This window comes from Lacinutrix chionoecetis (assembly GCF_053604665.1).
In genome coordinates this window covers 26,820-52,002 of sequence record NZ_JBSHNQ010000083.1, presented here as the reverse complement: position 1 = coordinate 52,002, position 25,183 = coordinate 26,820, and the positions used below count along the sequence as shown (strand labels likewise).

Annotated in this window: 23 protein-coding genes; 11 read left to right on the top strand and 12 right to left on the bottom strand. The window is 34.1% G+C overall.

All coding sequences use genetic code 11. The features are described 5' to 3' along the window. Positions 1-8: 8 nt before the first annotated feature. Both ACVC43_RS09285 and ACVC43_RS09280 read right to left on the bottom strand, forming a co-directional pair. Positions 9-2,468, bottom strand: coding sequence for a GumC family protein (locus ACVC43_RS09285; protein ID WP_452224233.1), 2,460 nt, complete (start codon positions 2,466-2,468; stop codon positions 9-11). A 10-nt stretch (positions 2,469-2,478) separates the two neighbouring features. Beyond that, positions 2,479-3,279, bottom strand: coding sequence for a polysaccharide biosynthesis/export family protein (locus ACVC43_RS09280; protein WP_452224232.1), 801 nt, complete (start codon positions 3,277-3,279; stop codon positions 2,479-2,481). A gap of 105 nt (positions 3,280-3,384) precedes the next feature. Between ACVC43_RS09280 and ACVC43_RS09275 the strand changes: the two genes are divergently transcribed. The 6 genes from ACVC43_RS09275 to ACVC43_RS09250 all read left to right on the top strand — a co-directional run bounded on the left by ACVC43_RS09275 (position 3,385) and on the right by ACVC43_RS09250 (position 11,873). Then, positions 3,385-5,250, top strand: coding sequence for an ABC-F family ATP-binding cassette domain-containing protein (locus tag ACVC43_RS09275; protein WP_452224231.1), 1,866 nt, complete (start codon positions 3,385-3,387; stop codon positions 5,248-5,250). 66 nt (positions 5,251-5,316) lie between these two features. Beyond that, positions 5,317-6,090, top strand: coding sequence for an O-methyltransferase (locus ACVC43_RS09270; RefSeq protein WP_452224230.1), 774 nt, complete (start codon positions 5,317-5,319; stop codon positions 6,088-6,090). A 311-nt stretch (positions 6,091-6,401) separates the two neighbouring features. Continuing rightward, complete coding sequence (locus ACVC43_RS09265; protein ID WP_452224229.1) at positions 6,402-6,974, top strand: cob(I)yrinic acid a,c-diamide adenosyltransferase; 573 nt, start codon at positions 6,402-6,404, stop codon at positions 6,972-6,974. A gap of 176 nt (positions 6,975-7,150) precedes the next feature. After that, positions 7,151-7,372, top strand: a complete 222-nt coding sequence (locus tag ACVC43_RS09260) for a DUF2795 domain-containing protein (protein ID WP_034057512.1) — start codon at positions 7,151-7,153, stop codon at positions 7,370-7,372. Between the two features lie 301 nt (positions 7,373-7,673). Beyond that, positions 7,674-11,030 carry a preprotein translocase subunit SecA gene (gene secA, locus ACVC43_RS09255; protein WP_452224228.1) on the top strand — a complete coding sequence of 1,119 codons (3,357 nt, stop codon included), beginning with the start codon at positions 7,674-7,676 and terminating at the stop codon, positions 11,028-11,030. Between the two features lie 435 nt (positions 11,031-11,465). Continuing rightward, positions 11,466-11,873: a hypothetical protein gene (locus tag ACVC43_RS09250; protein WP_452224227.1), complete on the top strand. Its 408-nt coding sequence runs from the start codon at positions 11,466-11,468 to the stop codon at positions 11,871-11,873. Between the two features lie 42 nt (positions 11,874-11,915). Here the strand turns inward: ACVC43_RS09250 and ACVC43_RS09245 are convergent, their stop codons facing one another. Genes ACVC43_RS09245 through ACVC43_RS09230 form a run of 4 tightly spaced genes read right to left on the bottom strand, consistent with a single transcriptional unit; the run spans position 11,916 to position 15,277 of the window. Further along, positions 11,916-12,605, bottom strand: a complete 690-nt coding sequence (locus ACVC43_RS09245; protein ID WP_452224226.1) for a peptidoglycan DD-metalloendopeptidase family protein — start codon at positions 12,603-12,605, stop codon at positions 11,916-11,918. A gap of 51 nt (positions 12,606-12,656) precedes the next feature. Then, complete coding sequence (locus tag ACVC43_RS09240; protein WP_452224225.1) at positions 12,657-14,138, bottom strand: hypothetical protein; 1,482 nt, start codon at positions 14,136-14,138, stop codon at positions 12,657-12,659. Between the two features lie 43 nt (positions 14,139-14,181). Beyond that, positions 14,182-14,742 carry a hypothetical protein gene (locus ACVC43_RS09235; RefSeq protein ID WP_452224224.1) on the bottom strand — a complete coding sequence of 187 codons (561 nt, stop codon included), beginning with the start codon at positions 14,740-14,742 and terminating at the stop codon, positions 14,182-14,184. Next, a complete protein-coding gene (locus ACVC43_RS09230) occupies positions 14,726-15,277 on the bottom strand; it encodes an RNA polymerase sigma factor (RefSeq protein WP_452224349.1) in 552 nt (183 codons plus the stop codon). The genes ACVC43_RS09235 and ACVC43_RS09230 overlap by 17 nt, the downstream gene beginning before the upstream one ends. Positions 15,278-15,460: 183 nt before the next feature. On the opposite strand from ACVC43_RS09230, the gene ACVC43_RS09225 reads away from it, so the two are divergent. Together ACVC43_RS09225 and meaB are read left to right on the top strand one after the other, a co-directional pair. Beyond that, a complete protein-coding gene (locus ACVC43_RS09225) occupies positions 15,461-16,006 on the top strand; it encodes a DUF2911 domain-containing protein (RefSeq protein WP_452224223.1) in 546 nt (181 codons plus the stop codon). Positions 16,007-16,093: 87 nt separating this feature from the next. Further along, positions 16,094-17,170 carry a methylmalonyl Co-A mutase-associated GTPase MeaB gene (gene meaB / locus ACVC43_RS09220; protein ID WP_452224222.1) on the top strand — a complete coding sequence of 359 codons (1,077 nt, stop codon included), beginning with the start codon at positions 16,094-16,096 and terminating at the stop codon, positions 17,168-17,170. 62 nt (positions 17,171-17,232) lie between these two features. On the opposite strand, the gene ACVC43_RS09215 is transcribed toward meaB, so the two are convergent. Beyond that, the gene (locus ACVC43_RS09215) at positions 17,233-18,174 is read right to left on the bottom strand and encodes an NAD-dependent epimerase/dehydratase family protein (protein ID WP_452224221.1); all 942 of its coding nucleotides are present in this window, start codon (positions 18,172-18,174) and stop codon (positions 17,233-17,235) included. A 79-nt stretch (positions 18,175-18,253) separates the two neighbouring features. Between ACVC43_RS09215 and ACVC43_RS09210 the strand changes: the two genes are divergently transcribed. Genes ACVC43_RS09210 through ACVC43_RS09200 form a run of 3 tightly spaced genes read left to right on the top strand, consistent with a single transcriptional unit; the run spans position 18,254 to position 21,217 of the window. Continuing rightward, positions 18,254-18,967 (top strand): glycosyltransferase family 2 protein, encoded by a 714-nt coding sequence (locus tag ACVC43_RS09210; RefSeq protein ID WP_452224220.1) that lies wholly within the window; start codon positions 18,254-18,256, stop codon positions 18,965-18,967. Continuing rightward, positions 18,967-19,599 carry a lipid-A-disaccharide synthase N-terminal domain-containing protein gene (locus ACVC43_RS09205; protein ID WP_452224219.1) on the top strand — a complete coding sequence of 211 codons (633 nt, stop codon included), beginning with the start codon at positions 18,967-18,969 and terminating at the stop codon, positions 19,597-19,599. Before ACVC43_RS09210 ends, ACVC43_RS09205 begins: the two co-directional genes overlap by 1 nt. Next, positions 19,583-21,217, top strand: coding sequence for an ArnT family glycosyltransferase (locus tag ACVC43_RS09200; RefSeq protein ID WP_452224218.1), 1,635 nt, complete (start codon positions 19,583-19,585; stop codon positions 21,215-21,217). The genes ACVC43_RS09205 and ACVC43_RS09200 overlap by 17 nt, the downstream gene beginning before the upstream one ends. Positions 21,218-21,222: 5 nt before the next feature. Here the strand turns inward: ACVC43_RS09200 and ACVC43_RS09195 are convergent, their stop codons facing one another. The 5 genes from ACVC43_RS09195 to ACVC43_RS09175 form a co-directional block, all read right to left on the bottom strand. Then, a complete protein-coding gene (locus tag ACVC43_RS09195) occupies positions 21,223-21,804 on the bottom strand; it encodes a phosphatase PAP2 family protein (protein ID WP_452224217.1) in 582 nt (193 codons plus the stop codon). 1 nt (position 21,805) lies between these two features. Next, a complete protein-coding gene (locus ACVC43_RS09190; RefSeq protein ID WP_452224216.1) occupies positions 21,806-22,033 on the bottom strand; it encodes a hypothetical protein in 228 nt (75 codons plus the stop codon). 13 nt (positions 22,034-22,046) lie between these two features. Next, complete coding sequence (locus tag ACVC43_RS09185; RefSeq protein ID WP_452224215.1) at positions 22,047-23,438, bottom strand: MATE family efflux transporter; 1,392 nt, start codon at positions 23,436-23,438, stop codon at positions 22,047-22,049. 66 nt (positions 23,439-23,504) lie between these two features. Continuing rightward, entirely contained in the window at positions 23,505-24,074 is a 570-nt protein-coding gene (locus tag ACVC43_RS09180; protein WP_452224214.1) for a hypothetical protein, read from the bottom strand. Next, the gene (locus tag ACVC43_RS09175) at positions 24,053-25,135 is read right to left on the bottom strand and encodes a hypothetical protein (RefSeq protein ID WP_452224213.1); all 1,083 of its coding nucleotides are present in this window, start codon (positions 25,133-25,135) and stop codon (positions 24,053-24,055) included. The genes ACVC43_RS09180 and ACVC43_RS09175 overlap by 22 nt, the downstream gene beginning before the upstream one ends. Positions 25,136-25,183: the final 48 nt, after the last annotated feature.

The following is a 25,183-nucleotide window of genomic DNA, read 5'->3' as shown; positions in this document are numbered from 1 at the left end:
TAAATAAATTACAGTTTAAACATTCCCTTTATTCGATTAATTACACCCTTATTTTTTTCATCGTTTTCATGATAACCGTTACCATAAGCGCCATAACCATAGCCATAACCGTAACCGTAGCCATAACCATAGCCATAACTTCCTTTTTGGTTGTAACCGTTATAAATAAAACTCAGGTTTTTAACTTCTCCTTTTTTATGCTTATCATTAATAAGATTTAACATGCCCTTTTTAGTGTAGTTTTGTCTTACTACATAAAGCGAGGCATCTGCATAATCCAGCAGCTCCAAGGCATCTGCAACCAAACCTACTGGTGGTGTATCGAGAATAATATAATCGTATTTTTCCTTTAACTCGGCTATTAAAGCGTCCATTTTATCGCCAATTAAAAGCTCCGATGGATTAGGTGGTATAGGTCCAGAGGTAATAATGTCTAAATTTTCTACTCCAGAAACTTGTGTTACTGCTTCTAAATTTTTTTGACCGATTAAATAATTTACCGCTCCAATATCATTTTGAATATTAAAATCGCCAAAAATCTTGGGTTTCCTTAAATCTAAACCTACTAAAATAGTTTTCTTACCGCTTAATGCAAATACTGTAGCAATATTTATAGAACAAAATGTTTTACCCTCTCCACTTACCGAAGAGGTTACCATTACCGTTTTTGTACCTTCCAATTCATGCTTTTTATACATGTACTGTAAACTGGTTCGTATCGCTCTAAAAGCTTCTGCTATTGTAGATTTTGGTTTTCGGTGTACTGCTAAATTATTGTCTAATGTATTGTTACCAACAACTCCCAATAATGGGATGTTAGATTGTGTTTCTAACTCCTTTGGACTGTGTAATTTATTATCGAAAAATGTAATTAAAAAAGCTAATAATAGTGGTGGTAAAATACCTCCAAATATCGCTATCATATAGCGAGAGCTCAATTTTAAATCTATTGGTTGCGCACCTGTATCTTTCGCTTTATCAATTACGTTAATATCACTTACACTTGCTGATTTTATAATATCTGCTTCACCGCGTTTTGCAAGGAATACATTATACGTTTGCTCGTTTAATGCATATTGGCGTTGGATATCAAGCAATTTTTGTTGATTTTTAGGTAACTTTCTTATTTTAGAATTAGCACTTCCAATCTTAGAATTTATATTATTTAATTCCCGGTTTAATCCACTGGTTGCCGTACTAATATTTTCTATAAGCACACGTTTTAAGGCATCTATTTTTCTGTTTAAATCGGCAAAAATTGAGGCATCACTTCTTACCGTTTTTTCAAAATTAGCTTTTTGCACAGACAGTGCATTTATTCTGCTAATATTCGCCTGAATATTACCATCGTCCACACCAGCTAAAGATGGTGCAGGTAGCTCGGTAAAATCCTGGCTGTTTTCTAAATATGTTTTTAAACTTGCATAATACGCTAACTGCCTATTAACATTATCTCTCTCTATTTCTAATGCCGATAATTTGGTATTTATAGTCGTGCTTTCTTCATCTATATTAAATACTTTGTTTTGCGCTCTAAAATCGTTAATAGAATCGACATTAGAGGTTAATTTAGATTTTACGCGACCAAGCTGTCCGTCTATAAAATTAATTGTATTGGTAACAAACTGATTCTTTTTTTCAAGATGATCATCACTTAAAATTTTAACTGTTGTATTTAAATAATCAACTATTTTACCTTTGTTATGGTCTGTCATACTCAAATTTAAAATAGCAGACGCCTTAGGGTTACTAATAGCCAGCTTACTTTTATACTTGCCAACTACACCGTTAAAATTTTCAAATTTAAAGAAATAAACAGTTCCTGAATTTACTTTCCTTTTTGGACGCAACACAATGCTTCCGTTAAAAAAAGGTGTGGTTATTTGTTCTCCTATTTTATATTGTTTGCTATCCTCACCAATGGCAACGTCGGTATTTTCTATAGTTTTGTCTGTGTAATTTTGAACAGCCACTACACTCTTCTCAAAATTAGTTGTTAGTTTAAAAGCGATAGAATCTATAAACGTAATTTGTATATCATGATTTAAAACCTGAAACGTATTTGGCGTTAGTTGCACTTTAAATGGTGCTTCTTTATACACATCGTCTTTTCTAAAGCGCGATTGTTTTAAATAGGTAATGTAATACTCCAGACTATCCACTACTTTTTCATGAATGGAACGGGAACGCAGTGAAGTTTGTATAGTATTAACCTTTCCAGAAACACCTCCCCAATTAAAGGTTAAACTGGTGTTTGAGGTAAATAACGGATTGGTTTCATCTTCTACAGAAATTTGTGTACTCAAACGGTAAGAGGCTTGCTTTCTAATATTTTGCTGATAAATAATAAAAACGCCAATACCAATACACAAAATAAATAACCACCAATACCTAAGTGCACGAAATAAAAAGGCTTTTATATCGAAAGCAGGTTGGGAAGACTCTATTAAATCAAATTCATCATTCATAAACTAAAATTTATAGATTCCTCGCTAAAAAATAAGTAGAAACTAATACTGAAAATATAGAAGCAATAGTAGTAAAGGTCTGTGCTGCTGTTTCTCCAGCTCCTAAAGCTTTTCGTTTTAAAGGCTTAACCATGATAATATCGTTTGGTTGAATATAATAGTAAGCAGAATTTAACGCAGCAATATCTGTTAAATCGATATGATGGATTTTTTGTCCGCCAGGATATTGCCTAATAATCTTTACATCTGTACGGTCTCCTGTATTTTTTATATCACCTGCATTAGCTAAAGCTTCAAGTATGTTTACACGATCCTGAAACAAAGTATAAACACCACTTCCACCTGTTTCTCCCATGACTGTATAACGTAAACCAGCTAATTTAACCGTAATAAATATTTGAGAGACATCTTTTAAATAATTATCTAATAACGCCTGCTTTACCTTGGCATTTATTTCATCGGTAGTATAGCCTAACACATTAATTTTACCCAAAATTGGAAATTCTATATTTCCATGTAAATCTACCGTAAAGCCATTAAAATAAAGCGCTTCCTGCCCTCCTGCAGATGTAGTGTTTTCTACAGGCTGAAAAATTTCTAATAATGTTGTAATTTCTTTATTTGTAGACTTTATATTTATACTTAGAATATCGTTAATTTGAACACGATACGGTTTACCCATATCTTTTAACAATAAAGTATCATTTACTTCTGTACCTTTATCCTGAAGATAAACAACGTCCTTATTAGTGATGCAAGACGAACATAATACACTGAATAGTATAGCAATAGCAACTATAAATTTATTCATTTTTGGGTGCTTTGATTTGCCACAAATATAACCTTTCGTCGTGAATTTCAAAACTTTTATCGGATTTTTTGGTTTTTTATCCGTTATTTGTAAAAAAATTGACCATTGAACTATCTAACCGTTGAAAATATATCGAAATCTTACGGAGAGTTAACACTCTTCGAAAACCTGTCGTTTAGCATACACAAAGACCAGAAAGTGGCATTTGTAGCTAAAAATGGTACCGGAAAAACCTCCATTTTAAACATCCTTGAAAAAACCGACGAACCAGACACTGGGAACGTTATTTTTAGAAAAGATATTAAGGTCTCCTTTTTACCACAAGAACCGTATTTAGATTCTAAACTAACGGTCGAAGACACCATTTTTAGTAGCGACAACCCTATTCTCGATGTCATTAAAAACTACGAAAAAGCGCTTTTAAATCCAGAAGACACCGAAGCCTATCAAGCAGCATTCGAGCAAATGGACATTCAAAATGCTTGGGATTTCGAAACGCAATACAAGCAAATTCTTTTTAAACTGAAGCTCGATAACCTACAGCAAAAGGTAAGCAGTATGTCTGGCGGACAAAAAAAACGTCTCTCTTTAGCCAATGCTTTAATTAATAAACCAGACCTGTTAATTTTAGATGAACCTACAAACCATTTAGATTTAGAAATGATAGAATGGCTGGAAGATTTTTTTGCCAAAGAAAATATTACCTTATTTATGGTAACGCACGATCGCTACTTTTTAGAACGTGTTTGTAACGAAATATTAGAACTCGATCAAGGTGAATTATTCTCATACAAAGGTAACTACTCCTATTATTTAGAGAAAAAGGAAGCCAGAATAGAACAGCAAAATGTAGAAACTGGCAAAGCAAAACAACTTTATAAAAAAGAATTAACCTGGATGCGCAGACAACCCAAAGCGCGAACCACAAAATCGAAATCCAGAATAGACGACTTTACCGAAATTAAACACAAAGCAAGCCAGCGTCGTAAAGATCATGAAATTCAATTAGAGTTAAACATGGAGCGCTTGGGAAGCAAAATTGTAGAACTAAAAAAAGTATCGAAATCCTATAAAGACAAAGTGATTTTAGATGGGTTTAGCTATATGTTTCAAAAAGGAGAACGTGCCGGAATAATTGGTAAAAATGGAACCGGAAAATCCACTTTCTTAAATATTTTAACGCAAACCGCTCAGCCAGATTCAGGAAAGATTATAATTGGGGAGACGGTTAAGTTTGGCTATTACACTCAAAGCGGAATCACACCTAAACCAAATCAGAAGGTAATAGATGTTGTGAGAGAGTTTGGCGATTATATTCCGTTAAAAAAAGGACGTCAAATTAGTGCGCAGCAATTATTAGAACGCTTTTTATTCGATAGAAAAAAACAATACGATTTTGTAGAAAAACTAAGTGGCGGCGAACGTAAACGCCTTTATTTATGCACGGTATTAATTCAGAATCCTAACTTCTTAATTTTAGATGAGCCTACAAACGATTTAGATATAGTCACCTTAAACGTCTTAGAAAGTTTCTTGTTAGATTTCCCTGGATGCCTGTTAGTCGTTTCGCATGATCGTTATTTTATGGATAAAATAGTAGATCATCTTTTTGTATTTAGAGGAGATGGTGTTGTGGAAGATTTTCCAGGTAATTATAGCGACTTTAGAGCTTATGATGATAGCAAACCTGTTAACAACATTACGGAAGAAGACGACAAAAAAGAAAAGAAAAACTGGAAAAAGGATAGCAATGTAAAATTGTCTTATAACGAGCAGAAAGAATATAAAAATTTAGAAAGTAAAATTAAGTCTTTGGAATTCGACAAAACCGAATTAGAGAAAAAATTCTTAAATCCAGATTTAGCGCCAGATGAAATTAACACCTTATCACAAGAACTTCAAATAATTTTAGATAGTATTGAAGAAAAAGAAATGCGATGGCTGGAATTAGCTGAAAAATTAGAAGATTAAAATATTAACAGTTATTTAAAACCGAGCTATCGAATAATCCATAAATCGAACAATAGAAAACTATTAATGCGAAAATTAATTATAGCCTATATTAAATTTTGGTTACGCTCTAAAAACCAACATGGCGTACAATCGCCCTTCGTTTATAATTTAGTAACTAAATGTTTCTACGATAAAACAAATGATAGTAATTATGAACAATTAAAAGCGTACAGAAACAAGTTGCTGGCAAGCAACAAAACTATAGAAGTAACAGATTTAGGCGCTGGATCGCAAACTACAAAAAGTAACACGAGAGTGGTTTCTAAAATTGCTAAAAACGCTGGTACAACGAAACATCGTGCTAAATTATTTTATCGTTTGGTAAAGTATTTTCAACCCAAAACCATATTAGAATTAGGTACCTCTATGGGCATTGCAACACATGCCATGTATCTTGGAAATCCCGAATCTAAAATTACAACTATTGAAGGCTGCCCGAACATTTCGGCATTTACAAAAGGAACGTTTTCACAATTCAATTTAAAAAATATCGATGTGCATACAGGGGATTTTGGAAACGTAATAGCGCCTTTAAGCAACAGCAAGTATGATTTGATTTATTTCGATGGCAACCACCAAAAACAAGCCACATTAGATTATTTTGAAACGCTGCTACCGACCGCAACTAATGACTCTGTTTTTATTTTCGATGATATTTACTGGTCTAAAGAGATGACAGAAGCCTGGAATATTATTAAAAATCATCCCAAAGTAACAGTAACCATAGACACATTTTTTTGGGGTATAGTGTTTTTTAGACAAGAACAAGCCAAAGAACATTTTACAATAAGAGTATAATTTATGATTACCATTTCAATTATCATATTACTATTAATTGTCATTTTTATTGGTACACCAAGAAAAAGAGATACCTCTTTTAAAGACAGCTACAAGAAAAAAAGAAACAATAGAAAATTTAAATAATAGTCAATAAAACTTTTTAAACTCCCAACTTCACAACTTCTCAACTTCTCAACTTTCCAACTTTCTAACTTTCTCACTTTCTCACTTTCTAACTTTCCAACTTCACAACCTCCCAACTTCACAACTTCTCAACTTTTAACTTCACAACTTTTAACTTTCAACTTTTAATATTTAACTTTGAACACATGAAAGTATACACAAAAACAGGAGATAAAGGCACAACAGCATTGTTTGGTGGCACACGTGTTCCCAAGCATCATATTCGTATAGACAGCTATGGCACTGTAGATGAACTAAATTCTCACATTGGTCTTATTCGCGATCAAAATATAAACGCACACTATAAAGCTATTTTAATCACTATTCAAAATAAACTCTTTACAGTTGGTGCTATTTTGGCTACAGATCCTGAAAAAATGATATTAAAAAACGGAAAGGAACGTTTAAACATTAATAAAATCTCAGTCGAAGATATAGAACTATTAGAACATGAAATGGATGCTATGAATGAAGACTTACCGCAAATGACGCATTTTGTACTTCCTGGAGGTCACCAAACGGTGTCATTCTGTCACATTGCGCGTTGTGTTTGCCGTCGTGCAGAGCGTTTGGCTTCTGCATTAAACGATATAGAGCCATTTTTACCGGAAGCTCTTATTTATTTAAACCGCCTTTCTGACTACCTTTTTGTATTGGCACGAAAGTTGTCTCATGACTTACAAGCAGACGAAGTAAAATGGATTCCTGAAAAGCATTAGCGCAACAGAGAACACTTCAACTTTTAGCTGCGATTAAATAACACTGCAAAATATTTAGTTCCAAATAGTTTCGGTGAAAAATGACGTTCTTTTTTATTACTGAAAAATTAATTCACTTTTTTCTTGCCTATTAAAACTAAAAATTTATTTTTGCAAAAAAATAAACCTATTAAAAAATGTATTGGACATTAGAATTAGCATCTCATTTAAGTGATGCACCTTGGCCAGCAACTAAAGACGAACTTATAGATTACGCTATTAGAACAGGTGCGCCTTTAGAAGTTACTGAAAATTTACAAGCTATTGAAGATGAAGGCGATTCTTACGATTCTATCGAAGAAATTTGGCCTGATTACCCAACAGATGAAGACTACCTCTGGAACGAGGACGAATATTAAATAACAACAAACAATAAAAAAGTCTCAATTTGAGGCTTTTTTTGTGCTTTAATTTTTAGAAATGAAGCACACAAAACGTATATTTAAACCCTTTTTTAAAAGGGCATATAAATACACTATACGCACTTCGGCAGTACGTGTGGTGAGACAAAGCAAAACAAGTGTTACTTGGTTATATTTAAATGCTATTGTCTGCCTCAAAATACGTGAGGTCTTAAAATAAATCAAAAATAATGTCGCTTCCGAAAGTTTCGGAAGAGCACAGTCGGAGTGCTCTTAGACAAAAAATATAAAATAAACTATGAGTTTTTTAGATTCAGTACTAAAAGTATTTGTTGGAGACAAGTCTAAACAAGACGTTAAATCCATCACGCCAATAGTAGATAAAATTAAAACGTTCGAAGCTGCTCTTGAAGCCTTATCTCACGATGAGTTAAGAGCAAAAACAACACAATTTAAAGCTATTATTGCCAACACACGTAAACCGTTTAACGAGCGTAAAGAAGCCCTTAGAACAGAAGCCGAAGCTACCGAAGATATAGACAGACGTGAAGATATTTATCAGGAAATTGATAAAATTGAAGACGAAAGTTACCAAGCCGTTGAGGAAACATTAAACGAAATTTTACCAGAAGCATTTGCTGTTGTTAAAGAAACTGCAAAACGTTTTACTAATAATACCCAAATTACTGTAACAGCAAGTCCGTTTGACAGGGAAGTTTCAGGCATGGGAGACTATGTAACCTTAGATGGCGACAAAGCCACCTGGTCTAATTCTTGGGATGCGGTTGGAAAACCAATTACTTGGGACATGATTCACTACGATGTGCAACTAATTGGTGGTGTAGCCATGCACCAAGGTAAAATCGCAGAGATGCAAACTGGTGAAGGTAAAACCTTAGTAGCAACATTACCGGTTTACTTAAATGCCTTAGCCGAAAAAGGCGTGCATTTAGTAACGGTAAACGACTACTTAGCTAAACGTGATATGGCTTGGATGGCACCAATTTTTCAATTTCATGGTATGACCATAGATTGTATAGATTACCACAAACCTAATAGCGACGGTCGTAGAAAAGCTTATAATGCAGATATTACTTATGGTACCAATAACGAATTTGGTTTCGATTACCTGCGTGATAACATGGCAAATTCCCCAGACGATTTAGTACAACGTCCACACCACTACGCTATTGTCGATGAGGTAGATTCTGTACTGGTCGATGATGCCAGAACACCATTAATTATTTCTGGTCCCATACCAAAAGGAGACCAGCATGAGTTTGATGCGCTTAAGCCTAAAGTAGAAGATATTGTTGCTGTACAACGTAAAGCATTAACACAAACATTGGTTGATGCTAAAAAACTAATTGCCGAAGGCGACACCAAAGAAGGTGGTTTTCAACTGCTAAGAGTGTATAGAGGTATCCCAAAAAACAAAGCTTTAATTAAGTTTTTAAGTGAAGAAGGTGTAAAACAAATCCTTCAGAAAACAGAGAACCAATACATGGCAGACAACAATAGAGAGATGCCAAAGGTTGATGAAGCTTTGTATTACGTTATTGAAGAAAAAAATAATCAAATTGAATTAACCGATAAAGGTGTAGAATACATTTCTGGTAAAGACAATCCAGATTTCTTTGTCATGCCAGAAATTGGTATTGAGATTGCTAAAATTGAAGCTAAAGGCTTATCGTCTGAAGAAGAAGCAGAGTTAAAAGAAGATTTATTTAGAGAGTTCGGAATAAAATCTGAACGCATACATACCTTAAATCAGTTATTAAAAGCATACGCTTTATTCGAAAAAGACAACCAGTACGTTGTTATGGACAATAAGGTAATGATTGTAGATGAGCAAACAGGTCGTATTATGGATGGTCGTCGTTACAGCGACGGTTTACACCAGGCGATTGAAGCCAAGGAAAATGTAAAAATTGAAGATGCTACGCAAACCTTTGCAACGGTAACGCTTCAAAATTATTTTAGAATGTACCGCAAACTGTCTGGTATGACAGGTACTGCAGTAACAGAAGCTGGTGAACTTTGGGAAATCTATAAATTAGACGTAGTAGAAATTCCTACCAACAGACCTATTGCAAGAAAAGATAGAGAAGATTTAGTTTACAAAACCAAGCGTGAAAAATACAATGCAGTAATAGACGAGGTAACAAATTTATCGCAACAGGGACGACCAGTTTTAATTGGTACTACAAACGTTGAAATTTCGGAGTTACTTGGTAAAATGTTGAGTATTCGTAAAATAGACCATAACGTCTTAAACGCAAAACAACACAAAAAAGAGGCAGATATTGTAGCACAAGCAGGAAATGCAGGGCAAGTAACCATTGCAACAAACATGGCTGGTCGTGGTACAGATATTAAATTAAGCGAAGAAGTAAAAGCCGCTGGTGGTTTAGCCATTGTTGGTACAGAGCGTCACGATTCGCGTCGTGTAGACAGACAGTTACGTGGTCGTGCTGGTCGACAGGGAGATCCTGGAAGTTCGCAGTTTTATGTGTCTTTAGAAGATAATTTAATGCGTTTATTTGGTAGTGAGCGTATTGCCAAAATGATGGATAAAATGGGATTAAAGGAAGGTGAAGTCATTCAGCATTCTATGATTTCTAAATCTATTGAGCGTGCACAGAAAAAAGTAGAGGAAAACAACTTTGGTGTAAGAAAGCGATTATTAGAGTATGATGATGTTATGAACTCGCAACGTGAAGTGGTTTACAAACGTCGTTTTAATGCCTTAAATGGTGAACGTTTACGCGTGGATTTAGCAAATATGATTTTCGATACTTCGGAAGGCATTTCTGAAACCAACAAAGGTGCAAGTGACTTTAAGAATTTTGAATTCGAACTCATTCGTTATTTCTCAATGCCTTCACCAGTCTCTGAAGCCGAATTTAATAAGCTCTCAGCTCAGGAAATTACAAGACGTATTTATACTGCTGCTTTCGACCATTATAAAGCGAAAATGGAAAGAAATGCAGAAGTTGCCTTCCCGGTTATTAAAGACGTTTACGAAAATCAAGGCGACAAATACAAACGTATTGTTGTGCCTTTTACCGATGGTAAAAAGACATTACAAGTGGTTACAGATTTAGAACGAGCTTACGAGTCTAAAGGTAAAGAACTGGTAAACGATTTTGAAAAAAACATTACACTTGCCATTATAGACGATGCATGGAAAACGCATTTACGTAAAATGGATGAGTTAAAGCAATCGGTACAATTAGCGGTTCATGAGCAAAAAGATCCGTTGTTAATTTATAAGTTTGAAGCGTTTGAGTTGTTTAAAAGTATGATTGACCAGGTAAATAAAGATGTTATTTCTTTCTTATTTAAGGGTGAATTGCCAACCGAAAACACAAACGCTATTAGCGAAGCAAAACAAACTAAAAGAAAGGAAAATCTTCAAACACAAAAAGACGAAATTCCTAATCTCGATGAACGTTCTGCACAAAACAGACAAGCTGGAAATACACAACAACAGCGTCAGGTAGTAGAAACTATAGTTCGCGATGCTCCAAAAATTGGACGTAACGATCGTGTGACTATCAAGCACGTTATGAGTGGTGAAAATAAAACCGTAAAATACAAGCAAGCCGAACCTTTAATTGCTAAAGGTGAATGGGTTCTTGTAAATGACTAGATAAATTCCTGCGAAGGCAGGAATCTCATAAATACAAAATCCCGAAGCAATTAGCTTTGGGATTTTTTTTATGTCACTATAGTAAAACGTCTTTGCGAGGAAAAGTCACTGTCACTTCGAGTGAATTGGTGAGGTCATGAATCAATTTGTATCGAGAAGCTATCGATAGTTCTCGATACTTCGCACTTTCAGGCTCAACTCGAACAAATAAACCTTAACGTGTCAATAATTCTTTATGTCGTCATTACGAGAAGTGACGCAGGAACGTCGTGGCAATCTGTAACTTTTGAGCTAAAATTATGAGATTGCCGCGTCCTTCGTCCTTGTCTGCCGACAGGCAGGCTCACTATGACGCTTGCATTTTCGCAATGGCAGATTCATTTATATTTCGTAATTTTATTATCTAACATTTATCGCAATTTAAATAACACCATCATGCTTAGAAACATACTCGCAACTATTGCTGGCCTTGTAGTCGCTTCTGCTACAGTTTATCTTTTTGAAACCGTTCTTGGGCAAGCTTTTTTTCCGCTTCCAGAAGGTGCAAACCCTATGGATATGGAATGGTTAAAAGCAAATATGAGTAACATTCCAATTGGAGCAAAAATTTTTGTAATTATTGCACATTTTATTGGGCCAATTGCTGGTATGTTTATCGCTGGTTTAATTTCTAAAACAAGTATGATACCTGCTTACATTGTTGGCGCAGTCATGGTTTTAGCAACATTTTTTAATATGTTCTATCTACCAAAAGAACTTTGGTTTATAATAGCAGATGGCTTATTTGTTATTGCTGGTTTTTACTTTGGAAAAACAGCTGCGCAACGCAATGTTTTTGATTAATTATTGGAAAGATTATATGGAGTAATTAATAAATTCCTAATATCACAACCCCAAAACAATCTCAGGATTAAAAGTATTCTCCTTATAAAACGCTAAATCTTTTGCAGCACAAACACCTGGATAATCGCCAACACGGTGTTGTAAATTGCCTATAATTTGAAAGTGTAAATGTGGCGCATAATCACCATTAACTTCGGCTTTGCCTAAATGAGCAATAAGATCTCCTTGACTTACCTTCGCTCCTACTTTTAAACGCGTTAAAGATTCTCGAGATAAATGCCCATAAAGCGTATAGAATACTAAACCATCTAACTCATGTTGCAGAATGATAGTTGGTCCATAATCACCAAAGTTAGTATTATCCTTAAAACTATGGATTTCGCCATTAAAAGCTGCTAAAACAGACGTTCCAGCATCTACCCATAAATCTAAACCTAAATGGATGTTGCGTTCGGTTTCTGGATTTTGATTATTAAAATAATCGCTACGGTTATAAATACCACGTTGCTCTAAATAACCACCAAAGGCTACTTTTTTGTTGTGTATTTTAAGGTAATTGGTAATGTAAGTTTCCCAAGATTGAGAGGAAGAAATATCGAAAGTGAGCAGGTCTTTATTGGCTTGCGATAAATCGATTGCAGTATAATCGCTTTTAGAAATGGAAGCATCAATAACAGATATGTTATCTAAAGAAAGGATTTTTAAAAGTGTTTTGAGGTCTTTTGAAATCATACGTTTTTTCTGCACAACAGTGCCAATCGATTATGAAATCAAAAATAAAATTTATTCGGCAATAACATTGCTGTACTTGGCATTAATTACAATGGTTTTATTGGATTTACCAGAATTAGGATAATGCTTTATGGTTTTATTATTGGTGTTTTCTTTATTAAACTTAGAGTGATTGCCTTTAAAATACAGGTTGTAATTTATAGCATTTGGCAAGTTTAAAAGCGCATCGCTGTTTTCTAAAACAATATTGAGGTTATTAAAGTCCTCTAAAATATTTTGAATATACAAATCGCCAAAACTCCCATCTATAACAGAGTTTCCGCTTAAATTCCCAATATCAATATTAGAAGACACCGCATTAAGCATTAAATCTTTTGCCGATTTAATATTGGTTTTATTGGCATAATTTAATTTTAGAGCACCTTCGTTCATACCTATAATTGTAGCATTAGAATACAATACATTAATGGAAGCCTCGCTTCCATTAATTGTATTTGCTAATAACGAACCGTGAGAAATAGTAATTTCCGGGTTTTTAATGGCAGACGCCATTTTAAGTTCGCCATGTTTTACGTTAAACTTTATTTTAGCCTCTTTTGGCATCTTAATCTTTATAGTCTTGATAACATCGTAGGTTTTATTAGATTTATCGATTAAATTTTTTGATTTCGATTCTCCAAAGGCTTCTTCCATTTTAGCCTCGAAAGCTTTACCAAATTCCTCACCCCATTTTTCCATAGCTGGTGCAAATTTTTCTTCAAACTTTTTACCAAACTCTTCGCCCCATTTCTCCATTTTTTCTTCGAAGTTTTTTCCGAAGCCTTCTTCAAAAGCTTTTTCTATTTCTTTACCAAAATCTTCTCCCCATTTTTCCATTTCCACTTCAAACTCATCTAAGTCTGACTGTTTAATGCTTTTCGCCCAATCGCGCATTTCCTGTTCGTACTCTTCGCCATATTCCTTACGGTATTTTTTACTCCACGAGTCTAAATATTTTTCGCCTTCTTCTTGATAGCGGTCGAAATCGAAATCTAAATTGTAATTGCCATCTGGAGATTTGGGTAAACGCAGTATCTTTAAGGCATCTGGCAGATTTTTAAGCGATTCTAATCCGCTTAATCCTTCTAACAACGGTTCTAAATTTAAATTTATATCGAAATCCATATTCGACAACGCTTCAAGAGATTCCTGATTTAAAATAGATTCGCTACTGTCGTTAGACCAAAGCCCTTGCGAGCCTTTAGACAGTATGGTTACTTTATTACCATTGGTTTTAATATTAAAACTCCAGTCTTTTAAAGCATCTTGCAATGCTTCTTTACTTAATTTTTTGCTTTCTATAGTCGCTTCAATTTCTATAAAATCTTTGCTCCATGTTTCTACTTCTACATTGGTATGGCTTGCCTCTACAGTTACTGTAGCATTGCCGTTAACCTTTATGGTTTCCTTCTTTTTTGTCACCTTGTTTTGTGATAGCGCACTCATTGTCACTAACAAGCAAAGCATTGTGGTGTATAAATATTTTAGTTTCATGTGTTTATGTTTTTTTTGGTACTGAAAGACTTTCAGTACACATTTAAATTCGATTAGAATTGACAGTGTTTAAATCTTTTAATTGTTCTTTTAAACGATACATTAAGTTTAATCTTAGTTTTAAATTACTAATAAGTGCATCTACGGTAAGCTCGTTTGGTCCTTCGTTTGTAAGCTCGATGTTTAGGCGTTTGTATTCTGCCTTAAGTGCATCTAATTGTTTTACATAACCATCAAACAAGTCTTTGTTTTCTGGTGTTAATTTTACTTTAGACAACTCTAAATTAATGTTCGCCAAATAATAATCTTCAACCTTTTTTAAATCTGGAGAAATGTCGCCAATGGTTTTGGTTTTAACATCAGTTTCATTTGTTTCTACCACTTCAATTGCTTGTTCGGGTTTAAAATAGTGGTAGCCACCAAAACCCAAACCTATAAGTAAGACCACACTTGCAGCGATAGACCACCAGTGAAATTGTTGCTTTTTCTTTACTGGCAAAGCCTTGTCAAGCTTGTTTAAAAAACGAGATTCGTGACCTTGTGGCATACTATCTACAACCAATTTATTGTCTTCCTCTAATAATTTTCTAATATCTTTCGCCATAACTTTTATCTTTTAGTAATTCTTGCAACATTAGTTTACCTCTATGTAATTGTGTTCGGGAAGCCACTTGAGAAATCTTTAAAATGTCGGAAATCTCATGATGGTCGTAACCCTCTATTAAAAACAACATCACTACATATTTGTACTTTTCTGGCAGACTACTTATTGCAACTTTTATCTCATTAATAGTTGTTGTATCGTCCACTAACCAGTTGTTATTATCTTGAGTATCGACTACTTTTAAATGAACGTCTTCAAGTTCCACTAAACGCTGCTTTTTTAGTTTTAAGCAATCGATACTTTTGTTAATAACAATACGTTTTAACCAAGCGCCAAACGTAACATCGCCTTTAAATTGATGCAGCTTTGAAAATGCTTTTATAAAAGACTCTTGTACAATATCCTCAGCCTCTGCAGTGTGGTTTACAAAACGTTTCGCTATGGCATACATGCCATCGCAGTACTGGTTATACAGTTGCAATTGTGCCTTGCGGTTGTTTTGTTTACACAATTCAATAATATCTAATTGAACGATTTTCACGTATTGGTTTTTGGTTGGTGTTCTTATTAAAGACGACACAAAAAAGCTTGTGTTGCAAAAAACTTTATTTTTTTTTAAAGTTATATTAAAAACTATTAAAATAGCGTTAAGATATTGACTATCGCTAACATTTAAAGTATCTTTATGCTATTAATTTAATCCTAATTAAAAAACCCTATGAAGCGATTTATCGTTTTTTTATTATTTATTATCATTGGCATTCTTGGCTATTTCTTTTTTACTAAAACCGGCATTTTCGAAGAACGAAAAAGTCCGAAAAAAACAGTCGTTTTCTCGGTAGATGATTTAAAATTAGAAGTTTTTTATAACCGTCCTTCTAAACGTAACAGAGAAGTTTTTGGTGCTTTGGTGCCATTTAATCAAGTTTGGCGAACAGGTGCAAACGAGGCTACAACTTTTGAAACGAATAAAGCTTTAAAAATTGGCAACGATTCGCTTCCTAAAGGCAAATATACATTATGGACCATCCCTAACGACACGGCTTGGAGCGTTATGTTTAATGCTAAACAGTATAAATGGGGAGTCGATGAAACTATGAAACCTATGCGCATTCCAGAATTTGATGTGGTTACATACACGGCTCCTGTACAGACATTAGAAAAACCTGTAGAGCAATTTACTATTGCTTTCGATAACTCTACAGATAACCTATCCTTAACTATGGCTTGGGATATGGCGAAGGTTGTTGTGCCTTTAAAATAAGTCTTCAGTTGGTAGTCGTAGTTTTCCCGCTTCCTTGAATGGTTAACAAATCCTTTTCGTTATTTTTACATAAATATTTGTGAATTAGTGGCCAAATCAAAAAAATCTGCATTAAAAGAAAACGATGGTATTTCTCCTCCGGAAATTACCAGCGACAATGCCATTTTAAAAATTAAAGAAAGTAGAAAACAAAAAAAATCTACAGACGATTTAGTTAAAGCCATTTTAAACGGAAACATTACTGCATTAAGTCAGGCCATTACTTTAGTAGAAAGCAAAAACGCCAAACATTTAGCGCAAGCCAATGCTGTTATAAAGGCGTGTTTGCCGCATGCAAACCAATCGGTGCGTATTGGTATTACCGGAGTTCCTGGTGTTGGTAAAAGCACCTTTATAGAAGCTTTTGGCACCTACCTTACAGGTATTGGCAAAAAGGTTGCTGTTTTGGCAGTAGACCCAAGCAGTTCGTTAACAAAAGGCAGCATTTTAGGAGATAAAACCAGAATGGAAGCCTTGGTTAAAGACAGTAATGCCTTTATTCGCCCAAGTCCTTCTGGTACATCGCTTGGTGGTGTGGCACGAAAAACACGTGAATCTATTATTTTATGTGAAGCTGCTGGTTTCGATGCTATTATTATAGAAACCGTTGGCGTTGGGCAAAGTGAAACTGCTGTACACAGTATGGTGGATTTCTTTTTATTACTAAAACTCGCAGGTGCAGGAGACGAATTGCAAGGTATAAAACGAGGTATTATAGAAATGGCAGATGCTATTGCTATTAATAAAGCAGATGGTGACAATGTAAAGCCGGCGAAACTGGCAAAAGTTGAATTTAACCGTGCATTACACTTATATCCTATGAAAGCCTCGCAATGGCAGCCCAAAGTAATAACCTGCAGCGCCATCAAAAATGAAGGTATTGAAGCTGTTTATACCTTGATTGCAGACTATTTAAAACTAACTACAGAAAATGAGTACTTTTATACCAAGCGTAATGAGCAGAATAAATTTTGGCTTATTCAAACCATTGAAGAACAATTAAAAAGCGATTTCTTTAATAATGCTGAAATTAAAACGGCACTTAAAAAACAATTAGAATTAATTGAAGCTAACGAAACGACACCTTTTGTTGCGGCTGAGTATTTATTGGGATTAAAAAAGTAAATTACTTGATTTTAATTTATCTCCTCTATTTTAGTCTAACTTCAAAATAAAAAACAGTAGTCTTATAAAAAATTAGCCATATACCATTCTACTTGGGCTTTTACACCTTCCAGTAAAGTCGTTTGTGGATTGTAGTTTAGCAATTTCCTTGCTTTTTCAATATTCGCTTTAGTACGTAATTGATCGCCAGCTCTGGCTTTAACATGGTTAATTTTTATGGCTTTACCAATAATTTTTTCTACAGCCTCAATGCCTTCCTGTGTGGTGTGCTCGACTTCGGTTCCAAGATTAATAATTTCACCATTTACCTTGGTTTCATTACCAATTACACTTACAATACCATCAACAATATCACCAACGTAAGTAAAACTTCTTAAATGCGAAGCGCTACCATTATACAAAGGAAACTCGGTATTATTGAAAGCGCATGCAATTAACTTGGTGTACATTTTTTCCGGGCGTTCTCGCGGGCCAATTACGGAATATAATCGTAGAGAGCATGAATTAAATTGTTCTTCCCTACTTTTTTGAAGCACTAATTGCTCGGCTGCCAATTTTGTAACACCATAATGCGACGCTGGTTTTGGCGCAATGCTTTCTGGGAATGTAGCCTCTAATCCATAAATTGAAGACGTACCAATATTAATAAACAACTTTAAGTTTTTAAGCGCAGAGGCATAATCGATTAAGTTTTTGGTTGCTATAATATTATTAGTAAAATAATCTTCGAAAGTTGACGATGCCGAAATGCCTGGCTGTGCCGCAAAATGAAAAATATAGTTAATGTCTTTAGGGAGCAATTCCGCGAAAGCGCTATCACGTAAATCACCTTTTATAATAGTAACACCTTTGTCGTTAAGCGCTTTTTGGTTTAACTGTTTTAGTTCCAAACTGTAGTAATCATTAAAGTTATCTAAACCAACCACATCATGACCTAAACTTTTTAAACGCTCGCAAGTGTGAGAGCCAATAAATCCAGCTGCTCCTGTTACTAATATCTTCATATTTTTGTTTGTTGTCTTACAAAGAAACATATTTTATTCTTAAAAAAACAATACATTTGCAGTACTTTAAAAGTAATTTATGAATTACCAATTTACCATTGTTGTTCCCGTTTATAACGAGGAAGATAATCTATTACGTGTCGAAGCCGAACTTTTAGCTTACACGAAGATAGCGAGTAAAACAACCAAAATTTTGTTTGTTAACGATGGTTCTAAAGATAACAGCCAAGCACTAATTGAAGAAATTTGCAATAGAAATCCTGAGTTTTCATTTATAAGTTTTAAAGAAAATCGTGGTTTAAGTGCTGCAATAAAAGCTGGTTTTGATTATACTGAAACCGAGTTGGTAGGTTACATAGACAGCGATTTACAAACCGCTCCTCAAGATTTTAATTTGTTATTGGAACATATTGGAGAGAACGATTTGGTAACTGGTGTTCGTGCTAACCGAAAAGATAGTTTTGTTAAAAACATGTCCTCTAAAATTGCCAATGGTATAAGAAGAAGTTTTACGCATGATGGCATGGACGATACGGGTTGTCCTTTAAAAGTTATTAAAACAGATTATGCCAAGCGTATTCCCATGTTTAAAGGCTTGCATCGTTTTTTACCAGCGATGATTTTACTACAAAACGGAACTATTAAACAAGTGCCTGTACAACATTTTCCACGTGTTGCTGGTGAAGCTAAATTTGGAGTGTGGAACCGCTTACTTGGTCCTTTGATGGATTGTTTTGCTTACTTGTGGATGAAAAAGAAATATATTAATTACCAAGTGGCAAAACAAAATTAATGAGCAACTGGTTAATATATAGCATTGGTTTTCTTGCTCAAATTTTATTTTCTTCAAGGTTAATTGTACAATGGATTTCCAGTGAGAAATCTAAGCGCGTGGTAACACCAACATTGTTTTGGACACTTAGCTTAATCGCCTCTTTTTTGTTATTTATTTATGGTTATTTACGGAATGATTTTGCTATTATGCTTGGTCAGGCATTAACCTATTTTATATATATTAGAAATTTACAACTGCAAAACCAGTGGAAAAAAATTCCTGCTATTTTAAGGTACACTTTGTTATTTATGCCCTTATTTGTAGGTGTATTTTATTTTAATAATAATAGAATAGACGTCAATATTTTCTTTAATAATGCAGACATACCTTTTTGGTTGCTTATTTTAGGTATTGTGTCACAAATTATTTTCACGTTACGTTTTATCTACCAATGGCTCTATTCTGAAAAACAGAAAGACTCTTCCCTGCCTTTTGGTTTTTGGGTATTAAGTTTAATTGGTTCGTTGCTTATATTAATTTATGCTATTTTTAGAAAAGACCCTGTACTTTTTGTTGGTCATATTTTAGGTACAGCCATTTACGTAAGAAACCTCATTATTCTAAAAAAACAAAATGCCAAAATCGCTTAAAAATTATCCTATACTTGTTATTTGCCTGTTTGTTGCATTCATGTTATTGCCTAATCTGGAAACATTGCAAGTGTCTATAATGGAAGCGCGTAATTTTATTACAGCACGCGAAATGTTAAACAACGACCATTGGTTGCTAACCACCATGAACGATGTTGCACGCTACCAAAAACCACCATTACCCTCATGGTTTTCGGCATTGAGTGGTATTCTGTTTGGGTCTCAAAGTTTATTTGGCATGCGTTTACCTGCTGTTTTAATGGTCATGTTAGCAGGAAGTTTTATGTTCTATCTGTCGCGAACTATTTTAAAAGGAAGAACCCATAGCATGATTAATGCATTGATTTTAATCACCTCTTTTTATGTTATTGGTATTACTTTCGAGGCGCCATCAGATATTTTTACGCATACGTTTATGTTGGTTGCCATTTACTATTTGTTTAAACTTTTTAAGACTAAAAAAAGCAGTTGGAAATACAGTATTCTTGCTGGTGTGTTTTTCGGGCTGTCCATTTTATCTAAAGGCCCAATTTCCATATATGCCTTACTATTACCTTTCTTAATTGCTTATGGGTTTAGTTTTAAATATAAAAACATAAAACAAAAGGCGTTGTATTTGCTTAATACTATAGCAATAGGCATTGTAATTGGTGGTTCTTGGTATTTGTATGTAAAACTAAAAGACCCAGTAACACTTGATGCTATTGCTACAAGAGAAACAAATACCTGGTCTGGCTATAATACAAGACCATTTTATTACTACTGGAGCTTTTTTACGCAAAGTGGTATCTGGACTATTCCAGCATTTATTTCCTTACTTTATCCTTATTTAAAAAAACGAGTAACGCATTACAAAGCATATAAATTTAGTTTTCTCTGGACCCTTGTTGCAGTCCTTCTTCTGTCTTTAGTGCCTATGAAAAAATCACGATATTTAATGCCTGTTTTAATTCCGTTGGCGTTTAATATTGGATTTTATATTGAGTATTTAATCAGGACATTTAAAACGCTAACAGATAAACGCGAAACACTTCCGGTGTATTTTAATTTTGGTTTAATTGCACTCATAGGCATCACTTTTCCTTTTGTTTTCTATTTTATGTTTAAAACCAACTTACAGGATTATCTTTTTACTTTTAGTATCGCGTCACTCGTTTTATTTGCTATTGGTGTCCTTTTATTATTTCAGTTGAAAGCTAAAGCAATTAAATCTGTTTTTTTTCTAACAGTTTTCTTTTTTGCCTCCGTTTTTGTATTTGTTTTACCACTTTCAGAAGCGTTTAAAAATGAAGAATATCGGAATTTGTCGCATTTAAATGAAGAAAACAACAAACGTAATTTAAAGCTTTACGCACTTAATTATATTGCTCCAGAAACCATATGGAGTTATGGTGATGTTGTTCCAGAAGTTTCAAGAACTAATGATGGTTATGTGTTTCCTTTAGAAAATAAATTTGGTATTTTAGTAAACGCCATGAGCCCGGAAAATGAAACTGAAATTCGTGAAACGTATGAAATAAAAAAAATGACTGACTACGATTTAAATCATTTTGGAGGTGCTTCAAAACAAAACAATCCGCGTTTAAAAAGCACCTTTTATATACTAACTAAAAAATAATACGCTTACAGCGTTTTGCTGTAAACAAATCGTTTTTGAAGGTATTTATCCAGTCTATAAAAACCATATCCAGAAACGCCTCCAAAAATTGCTCCACTTAGCACATCCAACGGAAAGTGCACACCTATATAAATACGGCTGTAACCCATTAAAAGGGCCCAGACAATTAATAAATAAATAAGGTATTTATAACGATCTTTAAGTATAAAACCTGTAAATATTGCTACTGCCATTGAGTTACTTGCATGTCCCGAGAAATAACCGAATTGGCCACCACAGTAAGATTTAACCAAGCGCATTGCGTCTACTAATTCGAGATTATGGCATGGTCTTAATCGTTTAACTCCAGATTTAAATAAGTTTGCAACCTGATCTGTAAACGTAATCATAAAAACAATTACAATTAACGTAAGAATAAACATTTTACTGTTTAACCGTTTGTACATTAAATACGCTAATAAGGCGTAAAATGGTATCCAGTGGAGTTTAGCGGTGTAAGTCATCCAGAAGGCATCCCAATATACATTTCCTAAGCTATTAAGATATAAAAATAGTTTGTGATCTAATTCTACTAATTGTTCTAACATATTATTCGTCGTAACGCGCTACTTCTCTATCGTAAAATGCAGTAGCTTCTTTTATTAAGTTTTCGGTTTCCATCTCTAATTCTTTCTGATCGTGTTGATCGAAATCTTCTAACCATTCCACCTCATCGTCTTCCAAATTTATAATAAACATAGGGAATTCTGTATGGATTACAAATATGGCGTCTGGAAAATCAGTGTTATCGCCAAGTATAAATTTTGGTAAGGTCATTTGTTGTTTGTCGTTAGTTATTTTTTGTTGAGTTATTTGACAAAATTAACTTTTTTGTGAGATAATTAAACCGAATATACAATAAAATAGCAGCACTGGTTAATCCAGCCAGTAAACCCATCCAAATGCCAAAACTACCATAAGCATCTTCTTTACCTGCAAACCAACTTATTGGAAAACCAATTAACCAATAGGAAATAAAGGTGATTATTGTTGGGATTTTGACGTCCTGCAAACCACGAAGTGCACCTAAAACCACGACTTGAATACTGTCGCTAATTTGAAATACCGCTGCGGCCAGTAGTAATTGAGACGCAATTGAAACCACTTCCATATTATCGTTAAAATTTATAACATCATCAAAATCGACGTAAATACGAGGAAGAAACTTGTGAAATATAGCGAATAGTAAGGCAAAGCCAATGGCAAAAATAGTACCCAATAGAAATAAGGAATAGGCGATACGACGTAGCTCGAAATAGTGCTTTAACCCTTTTTGGTTACCAACACGAATCATAGATGCTACACTTAAGCCCATAGCTACCATAAACGTCATTGAACTTAAATTTAGTGCAATTTGGTTTGCTGCTTGAGGGTTTTTACCCAACAACCCACTTAACCAGATAGCAGCTGTAAATATGGCTACTTCAAAGAACATTTGCATAGCACTAGGCGCTCCCAAGTTAATTATTTTTCTAAGCATTAATTTATCTAATACAAACAGTTTTATATTGGTTACAAAGGCTTTCGATTTTTCTTTTTTCTTTAATAAATACCATAAATACCACAACATAATAAATCGTGAAGCTAACGTACCATAGGCAGCACCAACGATTCCTAATTCTGGAAAGCCAAATTTTCCAAAAATGAATAAATAGTTTAATACCACATTAACAACATTGGCAATTATAGTTGCGTACATAGGATACTTGGTCATAGACAAACCATCACTAAATTGTTTAAATGCCTGAAAAATAATAAGCGGAATTAAAGAAAATGCAACCAAATCTAAATACGGAATAGCCAACTCAACAACCTCTACAGGTTGTTTCATTAAATACATTAATGGTTTTGCAAAAAAGACTAATAAAAAGAGTAAAATACCTAAAACCGAACATAAGAAAATACCGTGTTTTAATGCCGATTTACCACTTGTAAAATCTTTTGCCGAATCTGCTTCTGCCACTAAAGGTGTAATGGCTGTACTAAAACCAATACCAATAGACATGGCAATAAACATAAAACTGTTACCCAAAGAGACTGCTGCCAACTCTGCAGTACCCAATTGGCCAACCATAATATTATCTATAAAACTAACAAAAGTATGACCAAGCATGCCTAGCATTACTGGTGCTGCCAGCTGCCAATTGTATTTAAATTCTTTAGTGTAGTTGCTTAAAACCATTTTGCAAAAGTAGTGCTTAGGTTTTGTTTTGCGAAGATAATTTTACCGGAAATTTGTTGTTTTATTTTACCAGTCTGGAGTACCATTTAAACCTTCAACTTCTTTTTTAATGTAAATTCTGCAATTGCGATTATTAGGTATAGGATAATCATTGTTCTTATAAGATTCGTAAAAAAGGAAGATGCTATCGTTCCTTATGTAACCTTGCCTTTTATCATAAAAACCACCTTCTCCATACTTCACTCGAAAATATTCGAGCTCTAACAATTTATTGTTTTGAATTTTAAAATACCCAATCATCAGGGCATTATTTACATTATTAAAATTCGATACGTTTAGTTCTTCTTTTGTTGATACTAAATCTTCAAAATATCGTCCATTTTTAAAAAACCTTAAGTAGTGATAATCTATATGTTCTTTGTTATCGTAATACATTTTTGATGTATTAATATACACAGCATTAGTATCGATTAAATCGTCTTTATTAACAATATAAGGTGTTTTAGCCAATGTGAATTTGCTGTTTTTAGGTCTATTTCCTCCGTCTTTATTAGTGTAATAGTTTTTAAAAAGAGAACTACAACTAATTAGTAAGCTGATAAAAATTATAGCAACTACAATTTTTTTCCTCCCCATAATTCTATGTTTTTGTAATCGTACTCGAATCTAAAGTCTTTTATTGCTCTGTGAATTGCATTTTGCAGCCAAGCATCTCCAACTAAATCTATTGTAGCATCATATCCGTCGCCATTGCTAATACGAATATAAGTTGAAGCTTTATTAAATTTTTTTTGAAAAGATGTTTGATTGTGATAATTATCGAATGTTAGTGCTTTTAATTCTTTTTCTAAGGCTGCTATTTTTTCTTTTTTTTCAAATTTATTTAAAGTCGAATCGTTTTTTACAGCATCTATTTGCTTACCAAGCTTATCTTTTTTAACCTCTTCTGGAGCATCCTTTTGGTAATCTCCGGAAAAATCCTGGAAACCAACTTCAAAAATTGGTGTAGCTACAGATATTCCTCCTGTCCACGCTTTATCTGTTCCACCTCCAAAATAGAGTCTTTTTGTATCGTTATTAGAGCTTACATTTACATCGCCTAATCTAAATCCAATCATTCCTTCGCGCTGAATTTTATCTAAAGAAAATTGATTGTCGTTAATTCCAGAGTTCCAAGTTAATAATTGTCCATAACTAAAAGAATTCTGAAAATTATTAAGGTGAGGAATTGGTGAATTATAATTCAACGAATACGATTGTAAAGGCGTTCCTTGTCCTCCACCAACGGTAAGATTTACAGCAGCAGTTAGGTCGACTACTAAATTCTTTTTACCAACTCCAGAACCAAGTCCGCCATTGTATGCCGCAAAATGCAATGAAGATGTCGCTCCAAAATCACCCCAACGTTCACCATACCCTACATTTGCACTACCTTTTAATCTTATTTTGTAACCCACCATAATTTGGAGTCCAAAAGTAACTCTAAAACCACCTCCAGGAGGATTACCTGGACCACTGGATATATTTTGATTGCCAGCTATTTTTTGTGCAGCTGCTTCAACTTCCCTTTGTAGGCTACTCATTGCCCAGAAATCTGCATTACTGTGAGCTTCACCAAAATCATTTAAACTTGATTGCAGTGCAATTTCAAGCTCGCTTTGAACAGACTTTAGATTAAATAGTGAATTCGATACCATCCTGTTTTAGTTTTTAATTAAACTATTTGTTATTTTCAGTTTAACTAA

What these genes read in the sequence shown, in the direction of transcription:
- ACVC43_RS09285 (WP_452224233.1), bottom strand. Translation starts at nt 2,468, where the DNA reads ATGAATGATGAATTTGATTTAATAGAGTCTTCCCAACCTGCTTTCGAT.
- ACVC43_RS09280 (WP_452224232.1), bottom strand. Translation starts at nt 3,279, where the DNA reads ATGAATAAATTTATAGTTGCTATTGCTATACTATTCAGTGTATTATGT.
- ACVC43_RS09270 (WP_452224230.1), top strand. Translation starts at nt 5,317, where the DNA reads ATGCGAAAATTAATTATAGCCTATATTAAATTTTGGTTACGCTCTAAA.
- ACVC43_RS09265 (WP_452224229.1), top strand. Translation starts at nt 6,402, where the DNA reads ATGAAAGTATACACAAAAACAGGAGATAAAGGCACAACAGCATTGTTT.
- ACVC43_RS09260 (WP_034057512.1), top strand. Translation starts at nt 7,151, where the DNA reads ATGTATTGGACATTAGAATTAGCATCTCATTTAAGTGATGCACCTTGG.
- secA (WP_452224228.1), top strand. Translation starts at nt 7,674, where the DNA reads ATGAGTTTTTTAGATTCAGTACTAAAAGTATTTGTTGGAGACAAGTCT.
- ACVC43_RS09250 (WP_452224227.1), top strand. Translation starts at nt 11,466, where the DNA reads ATGCTTAGAAACATACTCGCAACTATTGCTGGCCTTGTAGTCGCTTCT.
- ACVC43_RS09245 (WP_452224226.1), bottom strand. Translation starts at nt 12,605, where the DNA reads ATGATTTCAAAAGACCTCAAAACACTTTTAAAAATCCTTTCTTTAGAT.
- ACVC43_RS09240 (WP_452224225.1), bottom strand. Translation starts at nt 14,138, where the DNA reads ATGAAACTAAAATATTTATACACCACAATGCTTTGCTTGTTAGTGACA.
- ACVC43_RS09235 (WP_452224224.1), bottom strand. Translation starts at nt 14,742, where the DNA reads ATGGCGAAAGATATTAGAAAATTATTAGAGGAAGACAATAAATTGGTT.
- ACVC43_RS09225 (WP_452224223.1), top strand. Translation starts at nt 15,461, where the DNA reads ATGAAGCGATTTATCGTTTTTTTATTATTTATTATCATTGGCATTCTT.
- ACVC43_RS09215 (WP_452224221.1), bottom strand. Translation starts at nt 18,174, where the DNA reads ATGAAGATATTAGTAACAGGAGCAGCTGGATTTATTGGCTCTCACACT.
- ACVC43_RS09210 (WP_452224220.1), top strand. Translation starts at nt 18,254, where the DNA reads ATGAATTACCAATTTACCATTGTTGTTCCCGTTTATAACGAGGAAGAT.
- ACVC43_RS09205 (WP_452224219.1), top strand. Translation starts at nt 18,967, where the DNA reads ATGAGCAACTGGTTAATATATAGCATTGGTTTTCTTGCTCAAATTTTA.
- ACVC43_RS09200 (WP_452224218.1), top strand. Translation starts at nt 19,583, where the DNA reads ATGCCAAAATCGCTTAAAAATTATCCTATACTTGTTATTTGCCTGTTT.
- ACVC43_RS09195 (WP_452224217.1), bottom strand. Translation starts at nt 21,804, where the DNA reads ATGTTAGAACAATTAGTAGAATTAGATCACAAACTATTTTTATATCTT.
- ACVC43_RS09190 (WP_452224216.1), bottom strand. Translation starts at nt 22,033, where the DNA reads ATGACCTTACCAAAATTTATACTTGGCGATAACACTGATTTTCCAGAC.
- ACVC43_RS09185 (WP_452224215.1), bottom strand. Translation starts at nt 23,438, where the DNA reads ATGGTTTTAAGCAACTACACTAAAGAATTTAAATACAATTGGCAGCTG.
- ACVC43_RS09180 (WP_452224214.1), bottom strand. Translation starts at nt 24,074, where the DNA reads ATGGGGAGGAAAAAAATTGTAGTTGCTATAATTTTTATCAGCTTACTA.
- ACVC43_RS09175 (WP_452224213.1), bottom strand. Translation starts at nt 25,135, where the DNA reads ATGGTATCGAATTCACTATTTAATCTAAAGTCTGTTCAAAGCGAGCTT.